At 69.2% G+C, this 22,776-nt stretch carries 14 protein-coding genes; all 14 read right to left on the reverse strand.

Going from position 1 to position 22,776, the window contains the following annotated elements; translation table 11 throughout:
- Positions 1-6: 6 nt before the first annotated feature.
- Positions 7-1,557 carry an acyl-CoA carboxylase subunit beta gene (locus tag ACJMNC_RS06345; protein WP_408947103.1) on the reverse strand — a complete coding sequence of 517 codons (1,551 nt, stop codon included), beginning with the start codon at positions 1,555-1,557 and terminating at the stop codon, positions 7-9.
- A gap of 43 nt (positions 1,558-1,600) precedes the next feature.
- Complete coding sequence (pks13, locus tag ACJMNC_RS06350) at positions 1,601-7,000, reverse strand: polyketide synthase Pks13 (RefSeq protein ID WP_408947104.1); 5,400 nt, start codon at positions 6,998-7,000, stop codon at positions 1,601-1,603.
- A gap of 168 nt (positions 7,001-7,168) precedes the next feature.
- Positions 7,169-9,073 (reverse strand): long-chain-fatty-acid--AMP ligase FadD32, encoded by a 1,905-nt coding sequence (gene fadD32 / locus ACJMNC_RS06355; protein WP_408947105.1) that lies wholly within the window; start codon positions 9,071-9,073, stop codon positions 7,169-7,171.
- 151 nt (positions 9,074-9,224) lie between these two features.
- Positions 9,225-10,190, reverse strand: coding sequence for an LLM class F420-dependent oxidoreductase (locus ACJMNC_RS06360; RefSeq protein ID WP_408947205.1), 966 nt, complete (start codon positions 10,188-10,190; stop codon positions 9,225-9,227).
- A 201-nt stretch (positions 10,191-10,391) separates the two neighbouring features.
- Positions 10,392-11,360, reverse strand: coding sequence for a cutinase family protein (locus tag ACJMNC_RS06365; protein WP_408947106.1), 969 nt, complete (start codon positions 11,358-11,360; stop codon positions 10,392-10,394).
- Positions 11,361-11,364: 4 nt separating this feature from the next.
- Positions 11,365-11,904 (reverse strand): hypothetical protein, encoded by a 540-nt coding sequence (locus ACJMNC_RS06370; RefSeq protein ID WP_408947107.1) that lies wholly within the window; start codon positions 11,902-11,904, stop codon positions 11,365-11,367.
- Positions 11,905-12,004: 100 nt separating this feature from the next.
- Positions 12,005-13,450 carry an alpha/beta hydrolase-fold protein gene (locus ACJMNC_RS06375; protein WP_408947108.1) on the reverse strand — a complete coding sequence of 482 codons (1,446 nt, stop codon included), beginning with the start codon at positions 13,448-13,450 and terminating at the stop codon, positions 12,005-12,007.
- A gap of 167 nt (positions 13,451-13,617) precedes the next feature.
- The gene (locus ACJMNC_RS06380) at positions 13,618-14,625 is read right to left on the reverse strand and encodes an alpha/beta hydrolase (RefSeq protein WP_408947109.1); all 1,008 of its coding nucleotides are present in this window, start codon (positions 14,623-14,625) and stop codon (positions 13,618-13,620) included.
- Positions 14,626-14,977: 352 nt separating this feature from the next.
- The gene (locus ACJMNC_RS06385) at positions 14,978-17,137 is read right to left on the reverse strand and encodes a hypothetical protein (RefSeq protein ID WP_408947110.1); all 2,160 of its coding nucleotides are present in this window, start codon (positions 17,135-17,137) and stop codon (positions 14,978-14,980) included.
- Positions 17,130-18,056, reverse strand: coding sequence for a decaprenyl-phosphate phosphoribosyltransferase (locus tag ACJMNC_RS06390; RefSeq protein WP_408947111.1), 927 nt, complete (start codon positions 18,054-18,056; stop codon positions 17,130-17,132). The genes ACJMNC_RS06385 and ACJMNC_RS06390 overlap by 8 nt, the downstream gene beginning before the upstream one ends.
- Before the next feature lie 10 nt (positions 18,057-18,066).
- Positions 18,067-18,675, reverse strand: a complete 609-nt coding sequence (locus tag ACJMNC_RS06395; protein ID WP_408947112.1) for a phosphatase PAP2 family protein — start codon at positions 18,673-18,675, stop codon at positions 18,067-18,069.
- Positions 18,656-20,581 (reverse strand): glycosyltransferase, encoded by a 1,926-nt coding sequence (locus ACJMNC_RS06400; RefSeq protein ID WP_408947113.1) that lies wholly within the window; start codon positions 20,579-20,581, stop codon positions 18,656-18,658. The genes ACJMNC_RS06395 and ACJMNC_RS06400 overlap by 20 nt, the downstream gene beginning before the upstream one ends.
- Positions 20,582-21,817, reverse strand: a complete 1,236-nt coding sequence (gene glf / locus ACJMNC_RS06405; protein WP_408947114.1) for a UDP-galactopyranose mutase — start codon at positions 21,815-21,817, stop codon at positions 20,582-20,584. It lies immediately after the preceding gene.
- 118 nt (positions 21,818-21,935) lie between these two features.
- Positions 21,936-22,776 (reverse strand): LGFP repeat-containing protein (locus ACJMNC_RS06410; RefSeq protein ID WP_408947115.1); only part of this gene is annotated, 841 nt, incomplete at its 5' end.

Raw genomic sequence — 22,776 nt, forward strand, 5'->3', positions numbered from 1 at the left:
TCGCCGTCAGATCGGCATCAGGTAGTGCTTGCGCTGGGTGCGCAGTACCTGCTTGTCGCGCAGCTGCGCCAGCGCCTTGCGCAGCTGCAGCCGCGTCTGTGCGGGCTCGATCACCGCGTCGATGTAGCCGCGTTCGGCGGCCAGGTACGGGGTGGCCATCATCGCGTCGTAGAACTTGATGAAGTCCTGGCGCACCTTGTCCGCGGCGGCCGCCGAGAGTCCCTCGGTCTGCTTGCGGGTGAGAACCGCGGCCGCCGACTCGGCGCCCATCACCGCGATCTTGGCCGACGGCCAGGCGAAGTTGATGTCGGCGCCGAGCTGCTTGGAGCCCATCACCGCGTAGGCGCCGCCGTAGGCCTTGCGCAGCACCACCGTGATCTTGGGGACGTCGGCTTCGACGTAGGCGTACAGGAACTTGCCCGAGCGCCGGATGGTGCCCTTCTGCTCCTCCACCAGGCCGGGCAGGATGCCCGGGGTGTCCACCAGGAAGATCAGCGGAATGTTGTAGGCGTTGCAGGTCCTCACGAAGCGGGTGCCCTTCTCCGAGGAGTCGGTGTCGAGGATGCCGGCCATCACCGACGGCTGGTTGGCCACCACGCCCACGCTGCGCCCGTCCACGCGGGCGTAGCCGGTGATCAGGTTGGGTGCGAAGAGTTCGCCCACCTCGTGGAAGGCGCCGTCGTCGAACAGCCGGACCAGGATGTCGTGCATGTCGTAGCCGGCGTTGTCGTTGTCGGGCATGAAGCTGTTGAGCGACAGATCCGATTCGGTGATCTCCGGCTCCAGTCCGGGATTGATCACCGGCGGCTCCTCATGCGCACTCGACGGCATGTACTGGAGGTATTCGCGCACCCAGTCGAAGGCGGCCTGCTCGTCGGCGGCCACGTGGTGGATGTTGCCCCACCGTGCCTGATTGTGGGCGCTGCCCAGATCGTCGGCGGAGATCTCCTCGCCGGTGGTCTGCTTGATCACGTCCGGCCCGGTGACGAACATGTAGCTCTTGTCCTCCACCGCGACCAGGATGTCGGTGTTGGCCGGGGTGTAGACGGCGCCGCCGGCACACTTGCCCAGGATCACCGACACCTGCGGGGCCAGACCCGAGAGCAGATCGTTGCGGCGGCCCATCTCGGCGTACCAGGCCAGTGAGGTGACCGCGTCCTGGATGCGGGCGCCGGCCGAATCGTTGATGCCCACCATGGGGCAGCCGATCTTGCCGGCCCACTCCATCAGCGCGGCCACCTTGCGGCCGAACATCTCGCCCACGGTGCCGCCCATCACGGTCTGGTCGTGGCTGAAGGCCGCCACCGGGCGCCCGTGAACCAAGCCGTGCCCGGTCACCACGCCGTCGCCGTAGCCGGTGTGCCCGGCCCCCGGGGTCTTGGCCAGGGCGCCGATCTCGACGAAGGTGCCCGGATCGAACAGCATCCGCAGCCGTTCGCGCGGGGAGCAGATGCCCTTCGCGGCACGCTTGGCGATCGCCTTCTCGCCGCCCGGCTCCTTGGCGAGCTCCAGCTTCTCGCGCAGGTCGGCGAGTTTGGCCGCCGTCGTGTCTGTCATCGCAGTTCCTTCCACTTCCCGACCGTCTCGCCGGCGTGCACCGTCACTTCGCCGACGCGTTCACATCGAGCATCCGCCGGCCCAGGTCGGCGCCCACCTTGGCCACGTAGGGCTCGTCGACGATGGACAGGTGATCGCCGCCGATGTGCAGGATCTCCAGGTCGTCGACCACCTCGCCCCACCGGCCGTCCTCGTCGATCTCGGCCCACTTGGGTTCGAGCTCGATGGCGCCGTCGTGCATCCGATCGGCGCGGTAGAGCACCACCTTGCCCTCGTAGGGCTGCGGCTGGATCTGGTCGAGGATGCGGTTCTCGATGAACGAGGTCCGCTGGTGCTCGATGATCCCGCCCGGGATCTTGGTCGAGCTCATCGACATCATCTCCATGATGATCTGGAACTGGCCCTCGTCGTCGGCCTCGACCAGCCGGTCCATCGGGATGGGGATGTCCTCGTCGAGGTCGTAGTTGCGTACGGCGAAGTTCTTCCACCGCTCCAGGCGCTCGCGCTTGGTGTCGGGGGTCTCGATCATGTCCGCCCGCGGCCGGACCACGTCGATCAGGCCGACGAAGGCCACCTCGTCGCCCTGCTCACGCAGCACCTGCGCGACGCCGTAGGCCAGCGCGCCGCCGAACGACCAGCCCACCAGGACGTAGGGTCCGTGCGGCTGGATCTCCTTGAGCCGGGGCACGTAGTCGCGCACCCGCTCCTCGATGGAGCCCTCCACGCCACGGTCGAAGCCGATCACCGGGACCTGCTCGGGGAGCCGCTTGAGCAGCGCCTCGTAGGAGGTGGTGTTGCCGCCGGCCGGATGGAAGATCAGGATCGGCGACGGGTCCCCGGCGCTGGTGTCGTAGACCTTCCGGCCCTCGGGCACCAGCCGCAGGAAGCGGACGAAGCCGTCGGTGTCGGCGCCGGAGTCCAGGTGCTCGCGCACATAGCCCGACATCTCCTCGATGGTCTCCGAGTCGAGGACGTCCTCGACGTCGATGTCGCCGCCGGTCCGCTCGTTCAGGCGGTCGGTGAGCTCCTGCGCGACCTCCTCGGTGAGCACCGGCAGCTTGTTGAAGATGCCGCCCGCCGAAGTACCGGTGACCTTGGCGTAGACACCGAAGGTGAGGCGTTCGGCCGCATCGCGGGGCGGGACGTCGGATCCGGCCGCGTCGGCGACGGCCTTCTGATCGGTGATGTCGGCGGGTGCGGCCGCGGCCTCCGGAGCCGGCCGGTCGGCGGGCTGTGCGGCCGGTTCCGGTGCGGTCGGTGCCGGTGGCGCGGTCTCCGCCTCGGTCTCTGTCGCAGCCGGTGCCGCGGTCTCGGCGACCGCCGGTTCGGCCGGGGCCGCGGCGGCATCCTTGGCCAGCTGGTCGTCGATGTAGGCGTTGAGCGCGGCGGTGTCGAGCTCGCCCTCGCCGGCCGTAGTCGCCGACAGCTCGTCGAGCTGATCGCGGTGGGTCACCGCGAAGGCCACGAACTTCTCCACATCGGCCAGATTGGCCTGGCGCATGGCCTGCAGCTGCAGCTGCGGGATGTCGAACTCGTACTCGACGCGGTTCTTGATGCGCACCGCCATCAGCGAGTCCAGGCCGAGTTCGATCAGCGGCACCTCACGCGGCAGGTCCTCCGGGTCGTAGCCCATCGATTCGCCGACGATCAGGGCGAGCCGGTCGCCCACGGACTCGCCGGACGCCGGATCCCAGGTGTTGCCGATGTCGTCGACGATCTCGTCCTCGACGACCAGCGACGAGGTGCCCTCGGTGGCAACGATCGGGGTCTCCGCGGCGGCTGCGACTGGAGCAGCCGCGGCTGCCGTCGCGGCGGGGCGATCGCCCCAGCTACCGGTGACGGCGGCCTCGAAGAGCAGCGCATGCCCGTGGTCGGCGTCGGCGTGCACGGTCACCGCCGCGCCGCCCGGATGCCGGGTCAGCGTGGTGGTGAGCTGCCCGTCGCGCGGGAACTCGGCGACGGCCTCGGTGGCCGCGACGACGGGATCGCCGAGCACCTCCCGGGCGGCGGCCAGCACCAGCTGCGTCGGATCGGTCACCGCACTCACCGCGACGCCGAAGACGTGCCGGCCGTCGGGCAGCGCCACATGGGCGCCCGGGACGGCGGCGACGCCGGCCGAACTGGAGACGGCGGCGGTGAGCCAGTACGGCTTGCGCTCGAACCGGGTCCGCGGCACCGGCGCGTAAGGCAGGTCCTGTCCGGTGCCGAAGAGCGAGCCCACGTTCACCGGATGACCGTGCACCCACAGCTTCATCAGCGCGTTGACCAGACCGTAGCTCTCGTCCTCCTTGCGGCGCAGGGTCTCGATGAGTTCGGCGTTGTGCACCCCGGCCCCGAAGGTGACCGCGGCCACCGAGATCAGGACGGCCGGGTTGGGCGCCAGCTCGATGAAGGTGCGATGCCCGTTCTCCACCGTCTTGGCGACGGCCTGGGAGAACCAGACGCTGTGCCGCAGGCCCTTGAGGAAGTACTCCACCGTGTGCACGGTGCTGCCGGCCCGGTAGAACTCCTCGCGGTCGACGGAGCTGTAGATCGGGTGGGCCAGCGGCTGAGGGGCGATTCCGGTCAGCTCGTAGGACAGTTCGCCGAGGATCGGCTCGACCTGCGAGGTGTGGCTGGCGCCCTTGGTCTGCAGCTTCCGGCCGAGTTTGCCCTCGGCCTCGGCGCGGGCGACGATCGCGTCCACCTGTGGTTCCGGCCCGCCGATCACCGTGTGGGTGGGTGCCGCGTAGACGCAGATCTCCAGGTCCGGGTAGTCGGTGAGCACGGCGGTGATGTCCTCGGCACTGTACTCGACCAGCGCCATCAGCCGGATGTCGTCACCGGTGAGCGAGGACTCGCCCTCGGCCATCAGGCGCGAGCGCTGGCAGATGACCCGGGTCGCATCCTCGAGGGACAGGCCGCCGCTGATGTAGGCCGCCGAGGCCTCGCCCATCGAATGCGGCACCAGCACACCCGGCTCGGCGCCGTAGTGCCGCAGGGTGTCGGCCAGCGCCACCTGGATGGTGTAGATCCCCACCTGGCTGGTCTCGATACCGTAGGTCTGCTCGTCGTCGAGGAACAGCTCGGCGATCGAGTAGCCGAGCTCGGCCTGGACGTACTCGTCGACGGCGTCGACGCGGCCGGCGAAGACGGGGTTCTCGGTGTAGAGCTGCTTGGCCATCTTGCGGTGCTGCGAGCCGAAGCCGCTGAGCAGCCAGACCGCGGAGGCGGCGTCCGGGGAGTCGGCGGTGTAGACGAAGGGCAGCGCCTTGCCGTCGGCCACGGCGCGCATGCCCTTGACCGCATCGTCGTGGCTGCGGGCCATCACCACGCTGCGGGTGCGGCCGTGGTTGCGCCGGGCCAGGGTGCGCCCGATCTCCACCAGGTCGGCGGCCCGGCCCTCGGGGCTGTCGAGCCAGTCGGCCAGGTCGGCGGCGGCCTTGCGGCGACGCGAGGCCAGGAAGCCGGAGACCACCAGCGGGACCACGGCGCCCTCGACCGCGCACGGGGCGAAGCCGGCGGCGGGATCGTCCTGCGCGGCCGGCTCGGCGGGCGCCGGCGTAGCGGCCTGCGCCGCCAGCACGGCCCGTTCGGCCTCGGTCAGGTAGTCCTCGTCGTCGTCGGCATCGGCGGGCAGGTCCGCGGACTCCGGCAGTGCGCCGCCGGCCTCGCCGGCACCGGCGGGCGCCTCGACGAGATCCTCGGGAAGGACCTCGCGGACCACGACATGCGCGTTGGTGCCGCCGAAACCGAACCCGGAGATGCCGGCCAGAGCGTGGCCGGAGTATCGCGGCCAGTCGCTGTTCTCGGTGTTCACCTTGAGGTTGGTGGCCTCGAACTGGATGTACGGGTTGGGTCCGGCGTAGTTGAGCGAGGCCGGGATCTGCCCGTGGGTCAGGGAGAGCACCACCTTGGCCAGCGCACCGGCTCCGGCCGCGGCCTCCATGTGGCCGTAGTTGGTCTTCGCCGAGCCCAGCAGCAGCGGGGCGTCGGGGGTGCGTCCGCGGCCCACGACGCGGCCGAGCGCATCGGCCTCGATCGGATCGCCCAGGACGGTGCCCGTGCCGTGCGCCTCCACGTAGTCCACGGTGCGCGGATCGACGGCGGCATCGGCATAGGCATCGCGCAGCACGCCGACCTGCGCCTCCGGGTTGGGGGCGAAGATGCCGTTGGACCGGCCGTCGGAGTTGACCGCCGAACCGGCCACCACGGCCAGCACCTGATCGCCGTCGCGGCGGGCGTCGGCGAGACGCTTGAGCACGAAGACACCGCCGCCCTCGGCGCGGATCATGCCGTCGGCGTCGGAGGAGAAGGCCTTGATCCGCCCGTCCGGCGCCTGCGCGCCGATCGAGTCGAAGCCCAGGGTCACCGCGGGGGTGACGATCATGTTGACGCCGCCGGCCAGCGCGACCTCGGATTCGCCGCTGCGCAGGCTGCGCACCGCCTGATGCACGGCCACAAGCGACGACGAGCATGCGGTGTCGAGCGCGACGGACGGACCGCGGAAGTCGTAGAAGTAGGAGACGCGGTTGGCGACGATGGAGGTCGAGGTACCGGTCAGCGCATAGGCCGCGGTCTCGGCGGCGCCCTCGCCAAGGCCCAGGGTGGCGAGCATCTGGTAGTCGTTCGTGGAGGTGCCCATGAAGACGCCGACGGGGCCGCCGCGCAGGTCGCTGGCCGGGATGTGCGCGTTCTCGAGCGCCTCCCAGGCCAGTTCGAGGGCCAGCCGCTGCTGCGGGTCGACCATCTCCACTTCACGCGGGCTCATCTGGAAGAAGTCGGCGTCGAAGCCGGTCACGTCGTCGAGGTAGCCGCCGTGGACGTTGCCCTCGGCGATGCGCTCGGCGATCCGCGGATCGGAGGTGAACTCCGTCCACCGGTCCGCAGGTAGATCGGTGATGCCGTCCACCCCGTCGATCAGCGCCTGCCAGGTGGATTCGGGGGTGTACCCGGCCTTGGGGAAACGGGTGGCGAGGCCGACGATGGCGATGTCGTCGTCGGCGGAGCGCTCCCGCTCCCAGAACCGGTCGGCGTCGGCGGCGAGCCCCTCGTCCGGATCGCCCTCGATGATGCGCTTGGCCAGCATGGCGATCGTCGGATGGTTGTAGGCGGCGGTGGCGGTGAGAATCACCCCGGTCCGGTCTTCGACGTCGGCGGCCAGCGCCACCGCGTCGCGCGACGCCAGCCCGAACTCCTCCATCGGCCGGTCGTCGGAGATCTGGTCCTCCGGCAGGCCGGTGGTGCGGCTCACCCAGGCCCGCAGCCAGTCGCGCAGCTCCTCGACGGTCAGTCCGCCGGCGGTCTCGCCGTCGCTGCCGGTGCCGGTGCCGGGGGCTTCGGTGTCGGGTGCGTCGGCCTCGGTGGCGCTGGTGCCGGGGGCGCCGGTGTCGGGGGTGTGGCCGATCGTGCCGTCGGCGTCGGCCGCGGGGACCTGCGCCTCGTTGTTCTCAGTGTCAGACATCGCTTACCAGCCTACTTATCGGCAGTGTTGTTCTTCGTGCGCTGTTGTTCTTCGTGCGCTGTTGTTCTTCGTGCGCTGCTGTTGTTGTTTGTACGCTCCGGCCCGGTATGTCCGCGGGGGTCATACCGGGCCGGAAGCGTGTGGCTTCAACTGTCGGTCCGCCGTCGGCTACTCGCCGGCGTCCGGGAAGGCGTTCTGCTTGTAGCCGCCGCGCAGCGTGCCGTCGATGTACGCGGTCCGGGTGGCCCGCCGCGCGATCTTGCCGCTGGAGGTGCGCGGAATGGAACCGGCCGGAACCAGCAGCAGATCCCGCACCATCACGCCGTGCCGGCCGGCGATGGCCGCCCGCACTGCGTCGGCGATCTCGGCCGGATCGGCCTTGCGGCCGGGGCCGCGCTCGGCGACGATCACCAGCTGCTCGGAGGCATCCTCGGGGTCGGGGCTGAGGCCGGAGAACCCCCCCTCGAAGACCGCGGCGGGCAGTTCGTTGGCCGGCACCGCGAAGGCCGCCACGAAGCCGGGGCGCAGGTTGCTGCTGGCCTCCTGGGCGCTGGCCTCGAGGTCCTGCGGGTAGTGGTTGCGGCCGTCGACGATCACCAGGTCCTTGACCCGGCCGGTGATGTAGAGCTCGCCCTCGTAGAAGACGCCGTAGTCGCCGGTGCGCATCCACTGGGCGTCCGGCGCCGTGCCGGCCGAGTGGCTGCCCTCCGGGAGCGGGTTGGTCAGGACGTTGTGGAAGGTGTCCTTGGTCTCGTCGTCCTTGTTCCAGTAGCCCTTGCCGATGTTGATGCCGTGCAGCCAGATCTCGCCGACCCGGCCGTCGGGCAGTTCGGTGGCGGTCTCGTGGTCGACGATCACGGCCCATTCGGACAGCGCGACCTGGCCGCAGGAGACCTGGGCGACCGCACCCTCGGTGTTCTCGTCGACCGGCACGAACTCGCCCTGGTTCAGCTTGTCCCGGTCGACGTAGTCGATCCGGGCGGCGTTGTCGCGCTGGGTGGCGGAGACGAACAGGGTGGCCTCGGCCATGCCGTAGCAGGGCTTGATCGCCTTGGGCGAGAGCCCGTACGGCTCGAAGGCCTCGTTGAACTTGCGCATCGACGAGACGGTCACCGGCTCGGAGCCGTTGATCAGGCCGATCACATTGGACAGGTCGAGCTCCTCGCCGGCCTGCGGCAGACCGCGGGCGGCGGCGTGCTCGTAGGCGAAGTTCGGGGCGGCGGCGTAGGTGGGGGCGTTGTCGTCGTCGGCGGCCAGTTCCCGGATCCAGCGTCCGGGGCGCCGCACGAAGGCGGCCGGGCTCATGATGGTGACGTAGCGGCCGCCGAGGGCGGGCAGGATCACCGTGAGCAGACCCATGTCGTGGAACATCGGCAGCCAGGTGACGCCGCGGGCGTTCCGGTCGATCTCGATGCAGTCGTAGATCTGCAGACAGTTCGCGGCCACCGCCTCGTAGGTGATCTCCACACCGGCCGGGATGCGGGTGGATCCGGAGGTGTACTGCAGATAGGCCACGGTGTCGCGGTTGTGATCGGTGCCGGCCACCGGCGGCACCCAGGAGCTGCCGACCGAGTCGGGAACGGCGTCGACGGCGATGACCCGCGGACGGTCTTTGGCGGGCCGGCCGGAGAAGAAGTCGCGGACGGCCTCGGCGGACTTGGTGGAGGTGAGGATGGCGGCCGGCTCGCAGTCGGCGAGAACCGCGGTGAGCCGGTCGGTGTGACCGGGCTCGTCCGGGCTGAACAGCGGTACGGCGATATTGCTGGCGTACAGCGAGGCGAAGAAGCCGATGACGTACTCGAGCGACTGCGGGGCCAGGATGGCCACGCGATCGCCGGGTTTGGTGATCTGCTGGAGGCGGGCGGCGACGGCCTTGAGCCGCTTGCCGAACTGCGCCCAGGTCAGGTCCAGTCGCTCGCCGTCGCGTTCACGGCTGTAGTCGATGAACCGGTAGGCCAGCGTGTCGGCCTGCTCCCGGACGTTCCGTTCGACGTAGTCGACGAGGGTCGCATCCTCGGTGATCGCGAGGTTGCCCGACTCGTCGAGGAATTCCTCGAACTCCGTTTTCAGCATTTACAAACTCCTGTCCCGCGCGCCGCGCGGGTTCTCATTCACACTCGTGGCGGCGGTCGCACTCGCCCCGTCGAAAGACCGGCCGCACCCTGTCCAATACCGGCAGACACTCTCCTCAACTGCCGGGCGCACAAAACCGTCGCTGATTCTACTACTCCCGCAGAAGCGGAATGACGGGCGCAAAGGCGTCCATCTGCGTCGGGAACACCCCGATGTAGCTCATGGTGGTGCGGCGGCGCACCTCGCGGATCTGCTCGGCGATCTCCTCGAAACTGCCGAAGGCCAGATACGGCGAGGACAGGATGTCCTCGACCGTCAGCTCCACGTCCTGAGCGATGTTCGGCGGATAGCCCTGGGCCAGCGCCTTGAGCGCCATGTCAGCGGTGGCCTCGCGGTCGTCGGTGACGACGATGGTCGCGATGGTCCAGTTCAGTTCGATCTGGTCGAAGCGGTCGCCGGCGGCCTCGCGGATCCGGTCCACCCGCTCGACGGTCTTCTCGATGGTCATGTCCGACAGCCGCAGTTTGCCCTCCTTGGTGGTGCCGGTGGCCACCGAGATGATGTCGGCGTGTTTGGCCGCCAGCGCCAGCATCTTCGGGCCACCGCCGCCGACGGCGATCGGCGGCCGAGGGCCCTGACGCGGGCGGGGCGTGCCCTCGAGGCCGTTGATCTGATAGAACTCGCCGGCGAAGTCGAGGGTCTCGCCGCGCATCAGCCGGTCGAGGATGGTCAGCGCCTCGTCGAGCCGGCGGATCCGCTCGCCGGGGGTGCCGAACTCGAGTCCGGCCTTGTCGAACTCCTCCTTCATCCAGCCCGAGCCGATGCCCAGTTCGAGCCGGCCCTTGGAGAGCACGTCGATGGTGGTGGCCTCCTTGGCCAGGATGGCCGGATGCCGGAAACCGTTCGCGAGCACCGAAGTGGCCAGCCGGATACGGCTGGTGGCCTGCGACAGTGCGCCGAGCGCCGCCAGCGGGCCCACCTGGTTGCCGAGGTGGTCGGGCACCGCGAAGGTGTCATAGCCGTACTCTTCGGCGGTCTGGGCCAGTGCGACGAATTTGCGGGCTCCGCCCTCGTCCTTGTTGCCCTCGCCGCCGGCACCGAAACGGAACTTCCGCAGACCTTCGGCGGTGTGGGTGGCCGACGCTGCCGGCCCCGCGTCGGGGCTCTGAGGTGGGGTCACGGACTGCACTCCTTGCACTGTCGTACACATGGTGGACAGCAGGCTGCCCGTGTATGTCACGAAAAGGTTAACGCAGCAGGTGAGCCGAGCTCAAAAGACCCGCGGAGCCGGTCGGCACGGATCTGGAAGGCCGTGCCGTCAGCTGTGTGCCGGATGCGGGGCGTTCTCGATCAGATCCGCCGCCCAGCCGTACATCCACTCGGTGGCGCTGGCGCCGTTGCGGCTCCAGTACTTGGTGGTGGCGTACATCGCGTGGACCGGATTGTTGATCGCCCCGAGCAGCTCGCTCACCGCGGTGAGCGGATTGTTCACCGTCGGCGCCCGGCAGATGAGGTCGCCGCCGGCGCAGATCGAATAGGTGCGGTCCTCGAGTTCACCGAAGCCGCCCGTCCGCGAACCGGTCATCGTGATGCCGCCGACCAGCGAGCCGATTCCGCCGAGCGAGATCTCCGCGCCGACCCCGGCGGGGCTGCCCAGATCGTGCTGCTCGCCGGAACGGCGGCGGCCGTCGGCGATCAGGCCCACGCCGAGCACCAGATCCTGGTCCTGGGCCGAGAGCGGGCCGCGGCCGTTGCCGATGTCGCTGGCCAGATCGCCCACGATCACCGCGCCCTGGGAGAAGCCCATCAGCACGTAGGTCGTCAGCGGGCAGTGCTCATTGGTCTTGCGGACCTTGGCCCGGGCGCGTTTGAGGCCCTGCGCACGGGAGTCGTCGTAGGTGCGCTGCCGATCGGTGAGCACGGTCGGGTTCCGGAACTGCGCCACGTAGGGCACCGTGTAGACCTCCGCCCGGGAGCGGTCGAAGCGTTGCTGCAGCTCCGAGGTGACCCGAAGCATCAGCGACTTGCGGTTGGCGGTCGGGTTGTACGGATCGTCGGACGCCTTGGACTCCCAGGTGCCCGGCACCGACAGCACCAGCACGTCCGGGCAGTCGGCCGGCTGCGCCTGCGGACGCTCGGTGGACGGCGAGGTGCTGCCGCCGCCCGGCCCGGGCGACGGCGACTTGGGCGGCGACGGCAGCAGCACGATCACCAGAATGATCACCAGGACCAGCGCGATCAGCGACAGGAGCCCCAGGAACAGGGCGATCTTGACTCGGCGGCTCACCAGCTCAGCAGAGTTTCTGGTCGGCCGTGGCGATCAGCTTGTCCGCCTTGGCGTTGGCCTGGTCCTCATTGTCGGTCATTGGGCCGATACCGGCGCGGACGGTGACCTTGATCAGCATCGGATCCACCTTCTTGGCCTGCGCATCGCAGACGTAGTGCCCCATGCTCAGCGACACCGAGCCGTCGTCGTCGCCCATGAAGGCCACCTTCTGCTGCTTGAGCGCGGCGAGGTAGGCCTGCTCCTTGTCGGTCAGCTGCGCCGCGCCCCCACCGCCGCCGCCCGGAAAGTTGCCCGGGACCTTGGTGCTCGAGTCCGGTTTGGTGGCCGGCAGCGTGCTGGTGGCCTTGGACGCGGCCTCCTCGGCCTGGCTGGACGCCTCGGCGGCCGCCGACGAGGACGAGGAGTCCTCCGAGGACATCTGCCGGGTGGTGACGTCCTGGGTCAGCGGCGCGGTGGCCGTCGACGAGTCGCCGCAGGCGGCGACGGCGACCACGCCGACCAGCGCGAAGCCGACCGTCAGCGCGGCACGAAAGAGCTTGCTCATGGCTTCGAGGCTACCTGCCCGCCGCGGCGATCCCGCGTCGGCAAGGGTCTTCACCTGCGTAAACACGGCAGATCCTCAGATGACTCTCAGCGATGGGCCGCTATTTGGCCTCCACCCGGGCACCGCCGGTCGGCGTCCAGGTGATCTTGCCGCGCTCGAAGGTGTTGAACTTGACCTTGCCGTCCTTGGTGGTCTTCTCGTCGCTGGTCGGCAGGCCGAGCTTTCCGAAGGCCGGCACATAGGCGCCGCCGATCGCCCCGCCGACCACCTTGGGGCCGTCGGGTCCGGTGAAGATGCGACCGTCGCGGAAGTCCTGCGCCTGCCCGCCGGGCACGGCGTACTGGCCGGTGAGGCAGCCGCCGAGCCTGCGGACCTGCGGGGCCTTGGCGAAGGCCTTGCCCACCTTGCAGGCCACCTTGTCGCCCGAGAGGCCCAGGGCGCTGGCCGCCTGCGGCCAGGCCTGCTGCATCTCGAACTCCCAGTACGGCCAGGTGTGGGTACCCGAGGGCCGGTAGACGGCCTGCGCCGGGATCCCCTCCTTGGCCAGCTTGGCCGCGAACTGCTGGCTGGTGGTCCGGGAGATCACCTCCAGGCCGACGCCGGAGTAGTTGGTGGCGAGCATCGGGATGTCGCTGGGCTTGTCGTGCGGGCCCACCATGCCGTTGCCGGAGGAGATGTACAGACTGGTGCCGCGGAGCTTGTCGGCCAGCAGGTACGGGTCGTGCTCCTTCCAGGCCGGATCGCTGGGCGGACCGAACATCTTCATCGAGTCGTAGCCGCCGCCGTCGCGCAGCGCGAACTGGACCGCCTGCGGCATGCCGTACGAGGACATCTGCAGGATGCCCGAGTAGGAGGCGGCGAACTTGTAGAAGCCCGGGTTGCGCGAGGCCAGCATCATCGCCGCCGAGCCGCCCATGGACAGCCCCTGCACACCGCGCACGTCGGTCGAGCGCCAGTCGCCCTCGAGGACCGGCGGCAGCTCCTTGGTCAGGAACGTCTCCCACTTGTAGTTCTTACCGTTGTCCGGTTCTTTCCAGTCGGTGTAGAAGCTGGACTCGCCGCCCACCGGCAGCACCACGTTGACGTTCTTGTCCTGGTAGAACTTCTCGATCCCGGTGTTGAGGATCCAGCCGCTCTGATCGTCCTGCGCGCGCAGCCCGTCGAGGGTGAGCAGCTGCGGGAACTTCTCCTGCGGCTTGGCGAACCAGTCGCGGGCCAGCAGCAGCTGCACCTGGATCTCGGTGTTCATCGCCGGCGAGTACACCCACAGCGCCACGCGGTGGCTCGAGTACCAGAAGGTCTTGGTGACCCGGCCGGGGGTGGCCCGTGCGGCGGGCTTCTCGGCGGTCTTGCTGCGCTTGGGCGCGTTCTTGGTCTTCTTGGGCGCCGACTTCTGCGTGGTGGCGCCGGGCTTGGGCGCCGGATCGGCGTAGGCGGCCGGCACGGTCGCCGGAATCACCAGCGCCGCCGAGACCGCGACGGCCGTGATCGATCGTTGCGCCGCCCGCGCCCGGGCGCTGCGGCCCATGGTCGTCCTCACCGTCACCTGATTGCTCCTTCACCTGCGTCCCCGACGGGTTCCTGCACGCCCACGCATAGACGAAACGGGACGCTCCACGTGTGTTCTTACACGCGGAGCGTCCCGATGTCCGCACGCCACGCTGTGGCGCATGTGAATTGTGTGACTAATGTTTCATAGCCGCCGGCCGCCTCCTAGCGGAAGAAGCCACGAGCCTTGGCGTTCCAGACCATGTCCTGCCAGTAGCCCCAGGCGTGGGTGCCGTTGGCGTAGAAGGTCATCGGATGCAGACCCTGCGCGATCGCACCCACCTCGAACGCCTTGGCCTGGGTGAAGGCCAGCAGCTCCAGGGGCGTGCCCTTGAACAGGTCGTCGATCACGTTGGCCGGGTTGTTGTGCTTGCCGAACAGGCCGTTGCCCGAGCCGATGTAGAGCTTGAGGCCGTGCATCCGGTTGATGTTCATGAACGGATCGTTCTGCGTCCAGCGCGGGCTCCACGGCGGACCCCACATGGAGTCGACGTTCCACGGCTGCGGCGCCACGTCGAGCATGGCCAGGCGCAGCGCGGTGCGCATACCGGGAGCCGAGAGGAAGTTGTAGCCCGAGAGCGAGCCCGCGGCGTAGTACTTGCTGCGGTTGTGGGCCGCCGAGACGAGGGCCGCGTTACCGCCGGAGGAGATACCCATGATGGCGAACTTGCCGCCCTTGGTGGCGAAGTGGCGGCCGCGGTCGCCGGAGCGGAGCTTGGAGATCAGCTTCTGGTTGATCACACAGTCCCACATGTAGCGCTTCTTCTGGCCGTTGAAGTTCGACGGCGCATCCCAGTTGGTGTAGAAGCTGGCCGGTCCGCCGACCGGCATGACCACGTTCACGCCGCTGTTGGCCATCCGCGAGACGTTGGTGTTGATCTCCCAGCCGCTGCGGTCGTACTGGGCGCGCATACCGTCGAGCATCACCACGGTGCGGGTGTTGCCGCTGCGGTGCCAGTAGTTCACCTTCACCATGCCGGGCGTCATCGGCTTGTTGCCGAAGGCGCCGTTGGTGGGCATGCCGCAGGCGTTGATCCACATCGTGTACCGGGTGGCCGCTTCGGCGCCGCCGGTGCCCACCGCAGTGCTGACCAGTCCCATCACCGTCAGCACAGCCACCAGTGCGGCAACGGCCCGCCTCCCGGTACGCGAGGTGCGTGTACTTGCGCGCATCGACTGTTCACTCTCCTGAAGATTCTCGTCTCGGCGTGGCGGGAGACTCTCCCGCAACACCACCCTCTTTGATGTCACTCAGTGTCATCAGACAACACATGTCACAACCAGCTCCCGTGGAAGCGTAGCCGAGACCACCCCGGCACCTGTCACAGTGTGAGCGTCGTCACAGTGTCGTTGCTGGCATTTTTCGATTTTCCAGTTTTCAATCCCGGTCCGGGCTGATCACCGTCGCCCCTGTATCGAGGACTTCGCGCAGGACGTTACCGTTCCGAGACAAACGACACCAAACCCGTACCACCCGATCCCCCCGGTCGGCCGACACCCCCGATGCCGGCCGCTGCCGCGCCGGTCAGCGCTCGCCGCGCACCACCGGCGGCGTCAGTCCGCAGCGCGCGAGCTCGTACTCCGGGATGCGGGCGATCCGGTAGCTGTTGAACTCGGCCGAGCGCCGCAGGTTGCTCTTGAACCGGGCGAACGACCAGGTGTCCTTGTACGACTCGAACCGGTCCTGGGTCTGCGGGCAGGTCAGGGCGACGTAGGCCTCTCTGACCGTGTAGCCGTCGAGGTAGCCGGGCAGGCCCCGGCCGCCGACCACCCCGCCGGATTCGGCGACCACCCATTCGGTGGGCAGGTTCTTGTCGTGACCGATCCGGCCGTCCACCAGACGCTCGGTGTGCGCGGCGAGCGGATAGGCCAGGCCCATCTGGTCCACCACCCGCACGTCGAGCGGGGCGTTCATACTCGTCATGCCCAGATTCAGGAAGTACACGGTGGTCTTCCGGTCCTTCTGCCCGCGCGTGCCCAGTTCGGCCACATACCACTCGTCGTAGTTGCCCGACGGCAGGATGATGCCGCCGCTCTCGCGCAACTCGTCGATCTTGGCCACCATCGCGCGCATCCGCGGATAGTCGAGATAGTCCTCGGCGGTGACCGGGTTCTCGTTGGCCATGTTCGCCACGTAGAAGCGCCGCTCGTCGACGATGCCGTTGCGGCCGATGTCCATCGGCGACGCGGACAGCACGTTCGACGAGGCGACCGCACCCCACCACGCGGTGCCCGCGACGGCCAGCACCGTGAGCACCCCGGCCACCAGCTGACGCCGGCCGAAGGCGCTGCGGGCGTGGGCGGGCAGCGTGGCCGGCACCACCATCACCGGCAGCAGCAGGATGAACAGCGGGGCCAGCAGCACCCGGCCGTGCATGAAGTCGCCGCCCTGCCGGATCCAGTACAGCGTCAGCAGCACACCGGCCAGCAGCGTCACGACGACCACGGTGGACCGCTGCTGCAGCCGGGAGCTGAAGTCCTTCCACCGGGTCACCAGCGGCCGGTCCACGTCGTCGAGCACATCGTCGATCACGTCCGCGGCGTCATCGGCCGACGGATCATGCGGGTCGATCTCCTCCGGGGTGGCCCCGGGCGGGCGGCTCAGCGCCAGTGCGATGCCCACCACGATCGCCAGGATCACCGGCAGCAGCAGCGTGTACGGCCCGAACAGATTGGTCAGGTAGGTCCAGCCCTGGCTCCACTTGGAACCGCTGGCGTCCTTGGCGATGGCCGGATTGGGCACCAGCACCGCGTAGTAGCCCATCCGGAAGATCTGATAGCCCACCGGCACCACCGCCGCGGTGACCACCAGCGCCAGCCGCATCCACCAGCCGACCGGGGCCAGGAAGAGCACCAGGAGCACCAGCCCGCCGAAGATCGTGATCTCCGGACGGATCAGCGGCGCCAGCCCGGCCACGAAGCCCAGTGCGAGGAAAGCCGACCGGGCCCGCCAGTCGGTGCGGCCGGGTTCTCGCCTGGCCCAGGCCAGGAACAGGCACCAGAGTCCGGCGATCCAGAAGATCACCAGCCCGTTCTCCAGGCCGCTGGTGGCGAAGTCGCGGGCCGGCGGCAGAGCGATGTAGATGACCGCACCCAGCGGCAGCAGCAGCGTGATCCCGCCGCCGATGTTGCGCCAGCCGCCGTAGAGCCGCGCGGTGCCGTACATGGCCAGCGGAATCGCCGCCACCGACAGCACCAGCGCCACCCACAGCGCCACGTATTCGAGCTGTCCGCCGGTCACCCACGCCCAGAACCAGAGCAGGTAGGTCCAGGCGGTGGAGGTATTGGCCTCCACCCGCTCGCCGGCGTTGAAGACCGGGCCGTTCCCGGCCAGCAGATTGCGCAGGGTACGCAGCACGATCAGCCCGTCGTCGGCGATCCAGCGCCGCTGCCACGCACCGATGGCGAAGAAGACCGAGACGGTGATCGCGCTGATCGCCCAGCTGACCGCCGGCACCCAGCGGCGCGGTCCGCCGGTCGCCCCGGCCCGATGCCCGGCGCCGTCCGGCGACGTTGCACCGGAGCCCGGGTCCGGCTCGCCGGCGGTGCCGTCGGCGAGGCCCTGCGGATGCTCGGAGGCGTCGTCGGCCGCCCCGCGGGCGGCGTGCCGGCCGGAGCGCGGCTGCGCAGAGTCCCCGGCGCCGGAGTCGGCGCCGGGGTCCTCGGTGAACAGATGATCAGCCATAGACGGCGATACCGACCAGGATCAGCCAGGCCAGGGCGAGGAACTGCAGGACACGGTCGCCCAGGGCGATCTCCTCCGGCTCGCCGGCGTTGGCGCCGTCGACGTCCACCGCATAGCGCAGGATCGCGATGGTGAACGGGACCACCGAGAGGGCGTAGAAGACGTTGTCGTCGTGCATCGCCGGGTCGCCCTGGGTGTCGAACGCCCACAGGCCGTAGCAGAGCACCACCGCGGTGGCCGCCAGGGTCCACACGAACCGCAGGTAGGTGGGCGTGTAGTACTCCAGCGACTTGCGGATCTTGGCGCCGGTCGAGGTGGCCAGCTGCAGTTCGGCGTAGCGCTTGCCGGCCGCCATGAACAGCGAACCGAAGGCCATCACCAGCAGGAACCACTTGGACAGCACGATGTCGGCGGCCACACCACCGGCGATCGCCCGGAGCAGAAAGCCCGAGGAGACGATGCAGATGTCGAGCACCGCCTGGTGTTTGAGACCGAAGCAGTAGGCCAGCTGGATCGCCAGGTAGATGCCGATCACCAGCGCCAGCTGCCAGTTGGCGATGAACGAGAGCCCCACCGCGGCGGCCATCAGGATCACGGCCAGCACATAGGCCAGGCTCTGCGGCACCACGCCGGCCGCGATCGGCCGGAAACGCTTGGTGGGATGCGCCCGGTCGGCCTCCACGTCGAGCGCGTCGTTGATCAGATAGATCGACGATGCGGCCAGACAGAAGACCACGAAGGCGATGCCGACCATGCCCATCTTGTGGCCGTCGGTGAGGGTGTCGGTGCTGCCTGCCACCACGGGAGCGGCCAGCACCAGTACGTTCTTCACCCACTGGCGCGGACGGACGGCCTTGATCAGACCGGTCACCAGGTTCTTGGGCGGGCCGGCGGCGTCGTCGATCGGCTCCTCGCTCATCTGGGCTTCCTCACTCATTCGATGCGGACGGCGCAGGCCGCCCGGGGTGGATCTTGTCGGTGTAGATCTGGTCTGCGGCCACCAGTGCGGCAGCGCTCGCAGCCCCGATCAACGCCCCCGCCGCTACATCGGAAGGGTAATGGACGCCCAGCACCAGCCGGGACACCAGCATCGGTGGAACCAGAACCGCGGGCAGCGCCGCGGGCGGCAGACCCGCCGCCCGGCCCAGCAGCAGCGCCGCCGCCGTGGTCGAGGTGGCGTGGCTCGACGGGAAGCTCAGCTTGGACGGCGTGCCCACACCCACCCGGATCGCCGGATGGTCCGGACGGCGGCGGCGCACCACCCGCTTGATCACCACCGAGGCGGCGTGCGCCCCGAAGGCGCCGATGCCGGCCTCGACGTACCGGCGGCGGGCATCGTCGTCGCCGCGGCGGGCGGCGAGCACGGCCCCGGCCGCGGCCAGCCCCAGCCAGCCGAGCGAATGCTCACCGAAGTGCGAGAGTCCGCGGGCGCCCGCGAGGACGCCCGGCCGGTCGGCCAGCGCCGACTGGATCGCGACCAGTGCGGCGGCTTCCCCGGTCGGGGCGGCCGCCGGGAGGTCAGTCGATTCCGAAGACATGCGCCCAGCTCTCCTTGCTCACCAGTTCCTCGTGTGCGTCGCGATACTGCCCGCGCATCTCGTCGAACCGCTCCCGCAGCTGACGCTGCAGCCGGATCGATTCCTTGCCCAGTGCGATCATCTTCTCCCGATCGCGCTGCCGATAGACCACGCCACGCCCGTCGGCGGTGGTGACGGTGACGCCGTCGACCCGGCCGAGCGAGTACCAGCGCGCCTCGACCGGCGGATAGTTGGCCTGCGGCACCTCGTGATGCCGGGGGTCGGCGGGCCGCAGATTGTTGCGCACGGCCGCGGCCAGCGCCTTGACCTTGCCCAGCGTGCCGCGCGGCTCGTTCACGCCCAGCGCGGTGGCCTCACCGGTGGTACGCGGCAGTTCGGTGGCCGACGGCAGCACCACGGCGTCCGGGTACTCCTTGCGGATGCCGGCGACCTTGCCCAGTGCGGTCGGCAGGATCTCCCGGATGTGGTGCGGTCCGGCCAGGAAGTCCCGCATGGCCTCGTTCTGGATGGCCACCGTCGAGTACTCCAGGCACAGCAGGTGCTTGGCCGTCGCCTTGGTCATCGAGGTGAGGATGCCGTCGATCGGCCCGTCGGTGTGCAGCGAGGCCACCACCAGCCGGTTGCGCAGGTGGAAGTACGCCTGCCAGTCGATGGCATCGTCTTTGTCGCTCCAGGCCATGTGCCAGATGGCGATGCCGGGCACGGTGACCGTCGGATAGCCCGCCTTGCCGGCGCGCAGGGCGAACTCCCAGTCGTCCCACTTGATGAACAGCGGCATCGGCAGTCCGATGGTCTGCGCGCATTCCCGCGGGATCATGCACATCCACCAGCCGTTGCCCTCGACGTCGATGCGCCGGTGCAGGTTCTTGGAGTGCTCGCGGTCGCTGAGCGGGTACTTGGCGAAGTTGTGGTCGTACTCGACGAAGGGCGCCGCGGTCCACATGAACTTGTGCCGGTCGATCACCTCGCCCATGCAGTGCAGATGGCTGCGGTCCTGCAGGTTGAGCATCTGGCCGCCGACCAGCATCGGGGTCTTGGCGAACCGGGACATGGCCAGCGCCCGCAGGATCGAGTCGGGCTCGATCATGATGTCGTCGTCCATGTACAGGATGTACGGGCTGTCGGTGAGCCGCAGCGCCTCGTACATGATGCGCGAGTAGCCGCCGGAACCGCCGAGGTTGCCCTGGTCGAAGATGCGCAGCCGGTCGCCGAGGGCGGCGGCCGCCTCGGCGTAACCGGCCTCGTCGACCACCTTCCGGGTGCCCTGGTCGGGCATCAGCACCGCGTCGACGACGGCGTCGACCAGCGGATCGGAGGTGAGCGCGGACAGCGCGGCGACGGCATCGGCCGGCCGGTTGAAGGTGGGGATGCCCACCGTCACATTCGGCGAGCCGTGCTCCGGCTCGACGGTGGCGTACCAGCCGGCGGCAGTGATCTCGGTGGCGGCGTCGGTGGTCACGTCGAACCAGATCCAGCCGCCGTCCTCGAACGGGCCCAGATCGGTCTGGAACTCGAAGACGCCGCGACCGTCGTCGCCGACGGAGACCAGATCGCCGCCGATCGCGATGCGCGAGCCGTCGATCTTGGAGCGGTACAGGTCCACCCGGGCCGGGGCGGTGCCGGCGGCGCCGCTGATCTCCACCCGCAGCACCACCGTGTCGAGCACAGTCCAGCGCCGCCAGTAGGCGGCGGCGAAGGCGTTGAAGTATGTGCAGAAGCTCACCTGCGACTCGTCGCCGAGGTGCACTCCGGTGCGGCCGAGGGCATGCGCTCGCGACTCGTTGCGGTCGTCCTCCACCAGGTACAGCGACCGCACGTCGAGCGGTTCACCGGCCCGCGGGAAGATGACGCGCTGCAGCAGCGAGACCGCTGCACTGTCCGGGCGGTTGCCGTCGGGGTTACTCATCTACTCCGCTCCCGACGCCAGCGGCGCACCGTCTCGCAGGTGCGGCGCCAGCGTGTTGTCGAACATGGTCAGGGCACTGGCGATCGCCATGTGCATGTCGAGGTACTGGTAGGTGCCCAGGCGGCCGCCGAAGAGCACCTTGCGCTCGGCGGTCTCGGCCTTGGCCAGCTCCCGGTAGGCCGCGAGCATGGCGCGATCGTCCGGGGTGTTGATCGGGTAGTACGGCTCGTCGTCGTCGCCGGCGAAGCGGCCGTACTCGCGCATGATGACCGTCTTGTCCGACGGGTACCCGGTGCGCTCGGGGTGGAAGTGCCGGAACTCGTGGATCCGCGTGTACGGGACGTCGGCGTCGTTGTAGTTCATCACCGGGGTGCCCTGGAAGTCGCCGGTGGGCAGCACCTCGGTCTCGAAGTCGAGGGTGCGCCAGCCCAGCCGGCCCGCCTGATAGTCGAAGTAGCGGTCCAGGGGCCCGGTGTAGACCACCGGGGCGTCCGGACTGGCCGCCCGCAGGTCGTCGCGCACATCGAACCAGTCGGTGTTCAGCCGCACCTCGATGCGCTCGTCGGCCGCCATGTTCTCGAGCCACGCGGTGTACCCCTCGACGGGCAGTCCCTCGTGGGTGTCGTTGAAGTACCGGTTGTCGAAGGTGTAGCGCACCGGCAGCCGGGTGATGTTGGACGCCGGCAGGTTGGTGGGGTCGGTCTCCCACTGCTTGGCGGTGTAGTGCTTGATGAAGGCCTCGTAGAGCGGGCGGCCCACCAGGCTGATCGCCTTCTCCTCGAAGTTGCGGGCCTGGTCGGTGTCGATCTCGCTGGCCTGCTCCGCGATCAGTGCGCGCGCCTCGTCCGGGCTGAAGTACCGGCCGAAGAACTGGCTGACCAGGCCCAATCCCATCGGGAACTGGTAGGCCTGGCCGTCGTGCATGGCGAAGACGCGGTGCTGATAGCCGGTGAAGTCGGTGAACTGGTTGACGTACTCCCACACGCGCTCGTTGGAAGTGTGGAACAGGTGGGCCCCGTACTTGTGGATCTCGATGCCGGTCTCGGGTTCGGCCTCGGAATAGGCGTTGCCGCCGAGATGACTGCGCCGTTCGACGACGAGCACCCGCTTGCCCAGCCGGCTCGCGGCCTGCTCGGCCACTGTCAGCCCGAAGAAACCGGAGCCGACGACGATCAGATCGACGGCGCCGGGCGCCTGCGTTCCGGCCGCACTACTACTGGCACTGTTATCGGTCACGGTTGTCGAGGGTATCGGACCAAAGCTGAGGGTTTGACAAGGCTGGCGGCGGTCGGCCCGATCCGAGAGGCCGATCACGGCGCGCGGCGGGCGCCGGCGCCGTGATCGGTGGAACGGGTCAGCGTCCGGCGTCGGCGCGCGGGAAGCCCAGCGCGGCCACGCCACCGCGGTCGAGGAAGTCGGTCAGCGCGTCGCCGAGCAGGACGTGGGCTCCGGTGGCCGGGCTGAAGTAGATCATCCCGTTCTCGATGATCTGGGCCAGTCCGGGCAGGCCCTTGCCGTCGAGCAGCAGTTCCGGGGCGGCCACCGTGCCGGTGGAGCCCTGACTGTTGTCGCTGACCACCGGGGTGGCGTGGACCCGGGTCTGCTTGGCGGCCAGCGCCCGCGTACCGATATCGATCAGCTGCTCGATCATCGGCGTGATCTGCCCGGTGTAGGTGGACAGCTCCGACAGCCCCAGCGAGCTCAGATCCGGGGCCGACCCGCTGAGCAGCGCGGTGAGCGGGCTGAGATCGAGCAGGTCCGACAGTCCGCCCGCCCCCGGGACGTTCGGTCCCACCTGTGGTTTGACGATTTTGGGCATGCTTTTCTGGCCTTTGACCGAGAACCAGTCGGACTTCAGTCCGAGTTTGGTGCGGGCCTGGTCGCCGGTGGCCTCGGCGGTGCCTCCGGAGCCCACCGCCCGGACCTTGACCACCCGGCCGGAGCCCTCGCCGAGACCGTTGGCCTCGATCACCTCGAAGGAGCGCAGGGCGCCGACGCCGAAGGCGGAGCCGATCGCGGAGGTGGCCGCCGATGTGGCGGCCGCCGTAGAAGGGCCGCCAGCAGCTGCGGCCACTGAGCTAGAGCGGGTTGGTGAGGACCTGCGTCTGGGAGTCGCGGAGCGTCTAGCCGAGGCGGAAGCCGCAGCCGCGGGACGCGAGGAAGCTCCACTAGCTCCGGTTGCCAGAGCCGCTCCC

This window comes from Gordonia sp. VNK21, assembly GCF_046098115.1.
Taxonomy (GTDB): Bacteria; Actinomycetota; Actinomycetes; order Mycobacteriales; family Mycobacteriaceae; genus Gordonia.

Excerpts from the sequence above, each read along its gene's own strand:
- ACJMNC_RS06345 (WP_408947103.1), bottom strand. The coding sequence starts at position 1,557 with ATGACAGACACGACGGCGGCCAAACTCGCCGACCTGCGCGAGAAGCTG.
- pks13 (WP_408947104.1), bottom strand. The coding sequence starts at position 7,000 with ATGTCTGACACTGAGAACAACGAGGCGCAGGTCCCCGCGGCCGACGCC.
- fadD32 (WP_408947105.1), bottom strand. The coding sequence starts at position 9,073 with ATGCTGAAAACGGAGTTCGAGGAATTCCTCGACGAGTCGGGCAACCTC.
- ACJMNC_RS06370 (WP_408947107.1), bottom strand. The coding sequence starts at position 11,904 with ATGAGCAAGCTCTTTCGTGCCGCGCTGACGGTCGGCTTCGCGCTGGTC.
- ACJMNC_RS06380 (WP_408947109.1), bottom strand. The coding sequence starts at position 14,625 with ATGCGCGCAAGTACACGCACCTCGCGTACCGGGAGGCGGGCCGTTGCC.
- ACJMNC_RS06385 (WP_408947110.1), bottom strand. The coding sequence starts at position 17,137 with ATGGCTGATCATCTGTTCACCGAGGACCCCGGCGCCGACTCCGGCGCC.
- ACJMNC_RS06390 (WP_408947111.1), bottom strand. The coding sequence starts at position 18,056 with ATGAGCGAGGAGCCGATCGACGACGCCGCCGGCCCGCCCAAGAACCTG.
- ACJMNC_RS06395 (WP_408947112.1), bottom strand. The coding sequence starts at position 18,675 with ATGTCTTCGGAATCGACTGACCTCCCGGCGGCCGCCCCGACCGGGGAA.
- ACJMNC_RS06400 (WP_408947113.1), bottom strand. The coding sequence starts at position 20,581 with ATGAGTAACCCCGACGGCAACCGCCCGGACAGTGCAGCGGTCTCGCTG.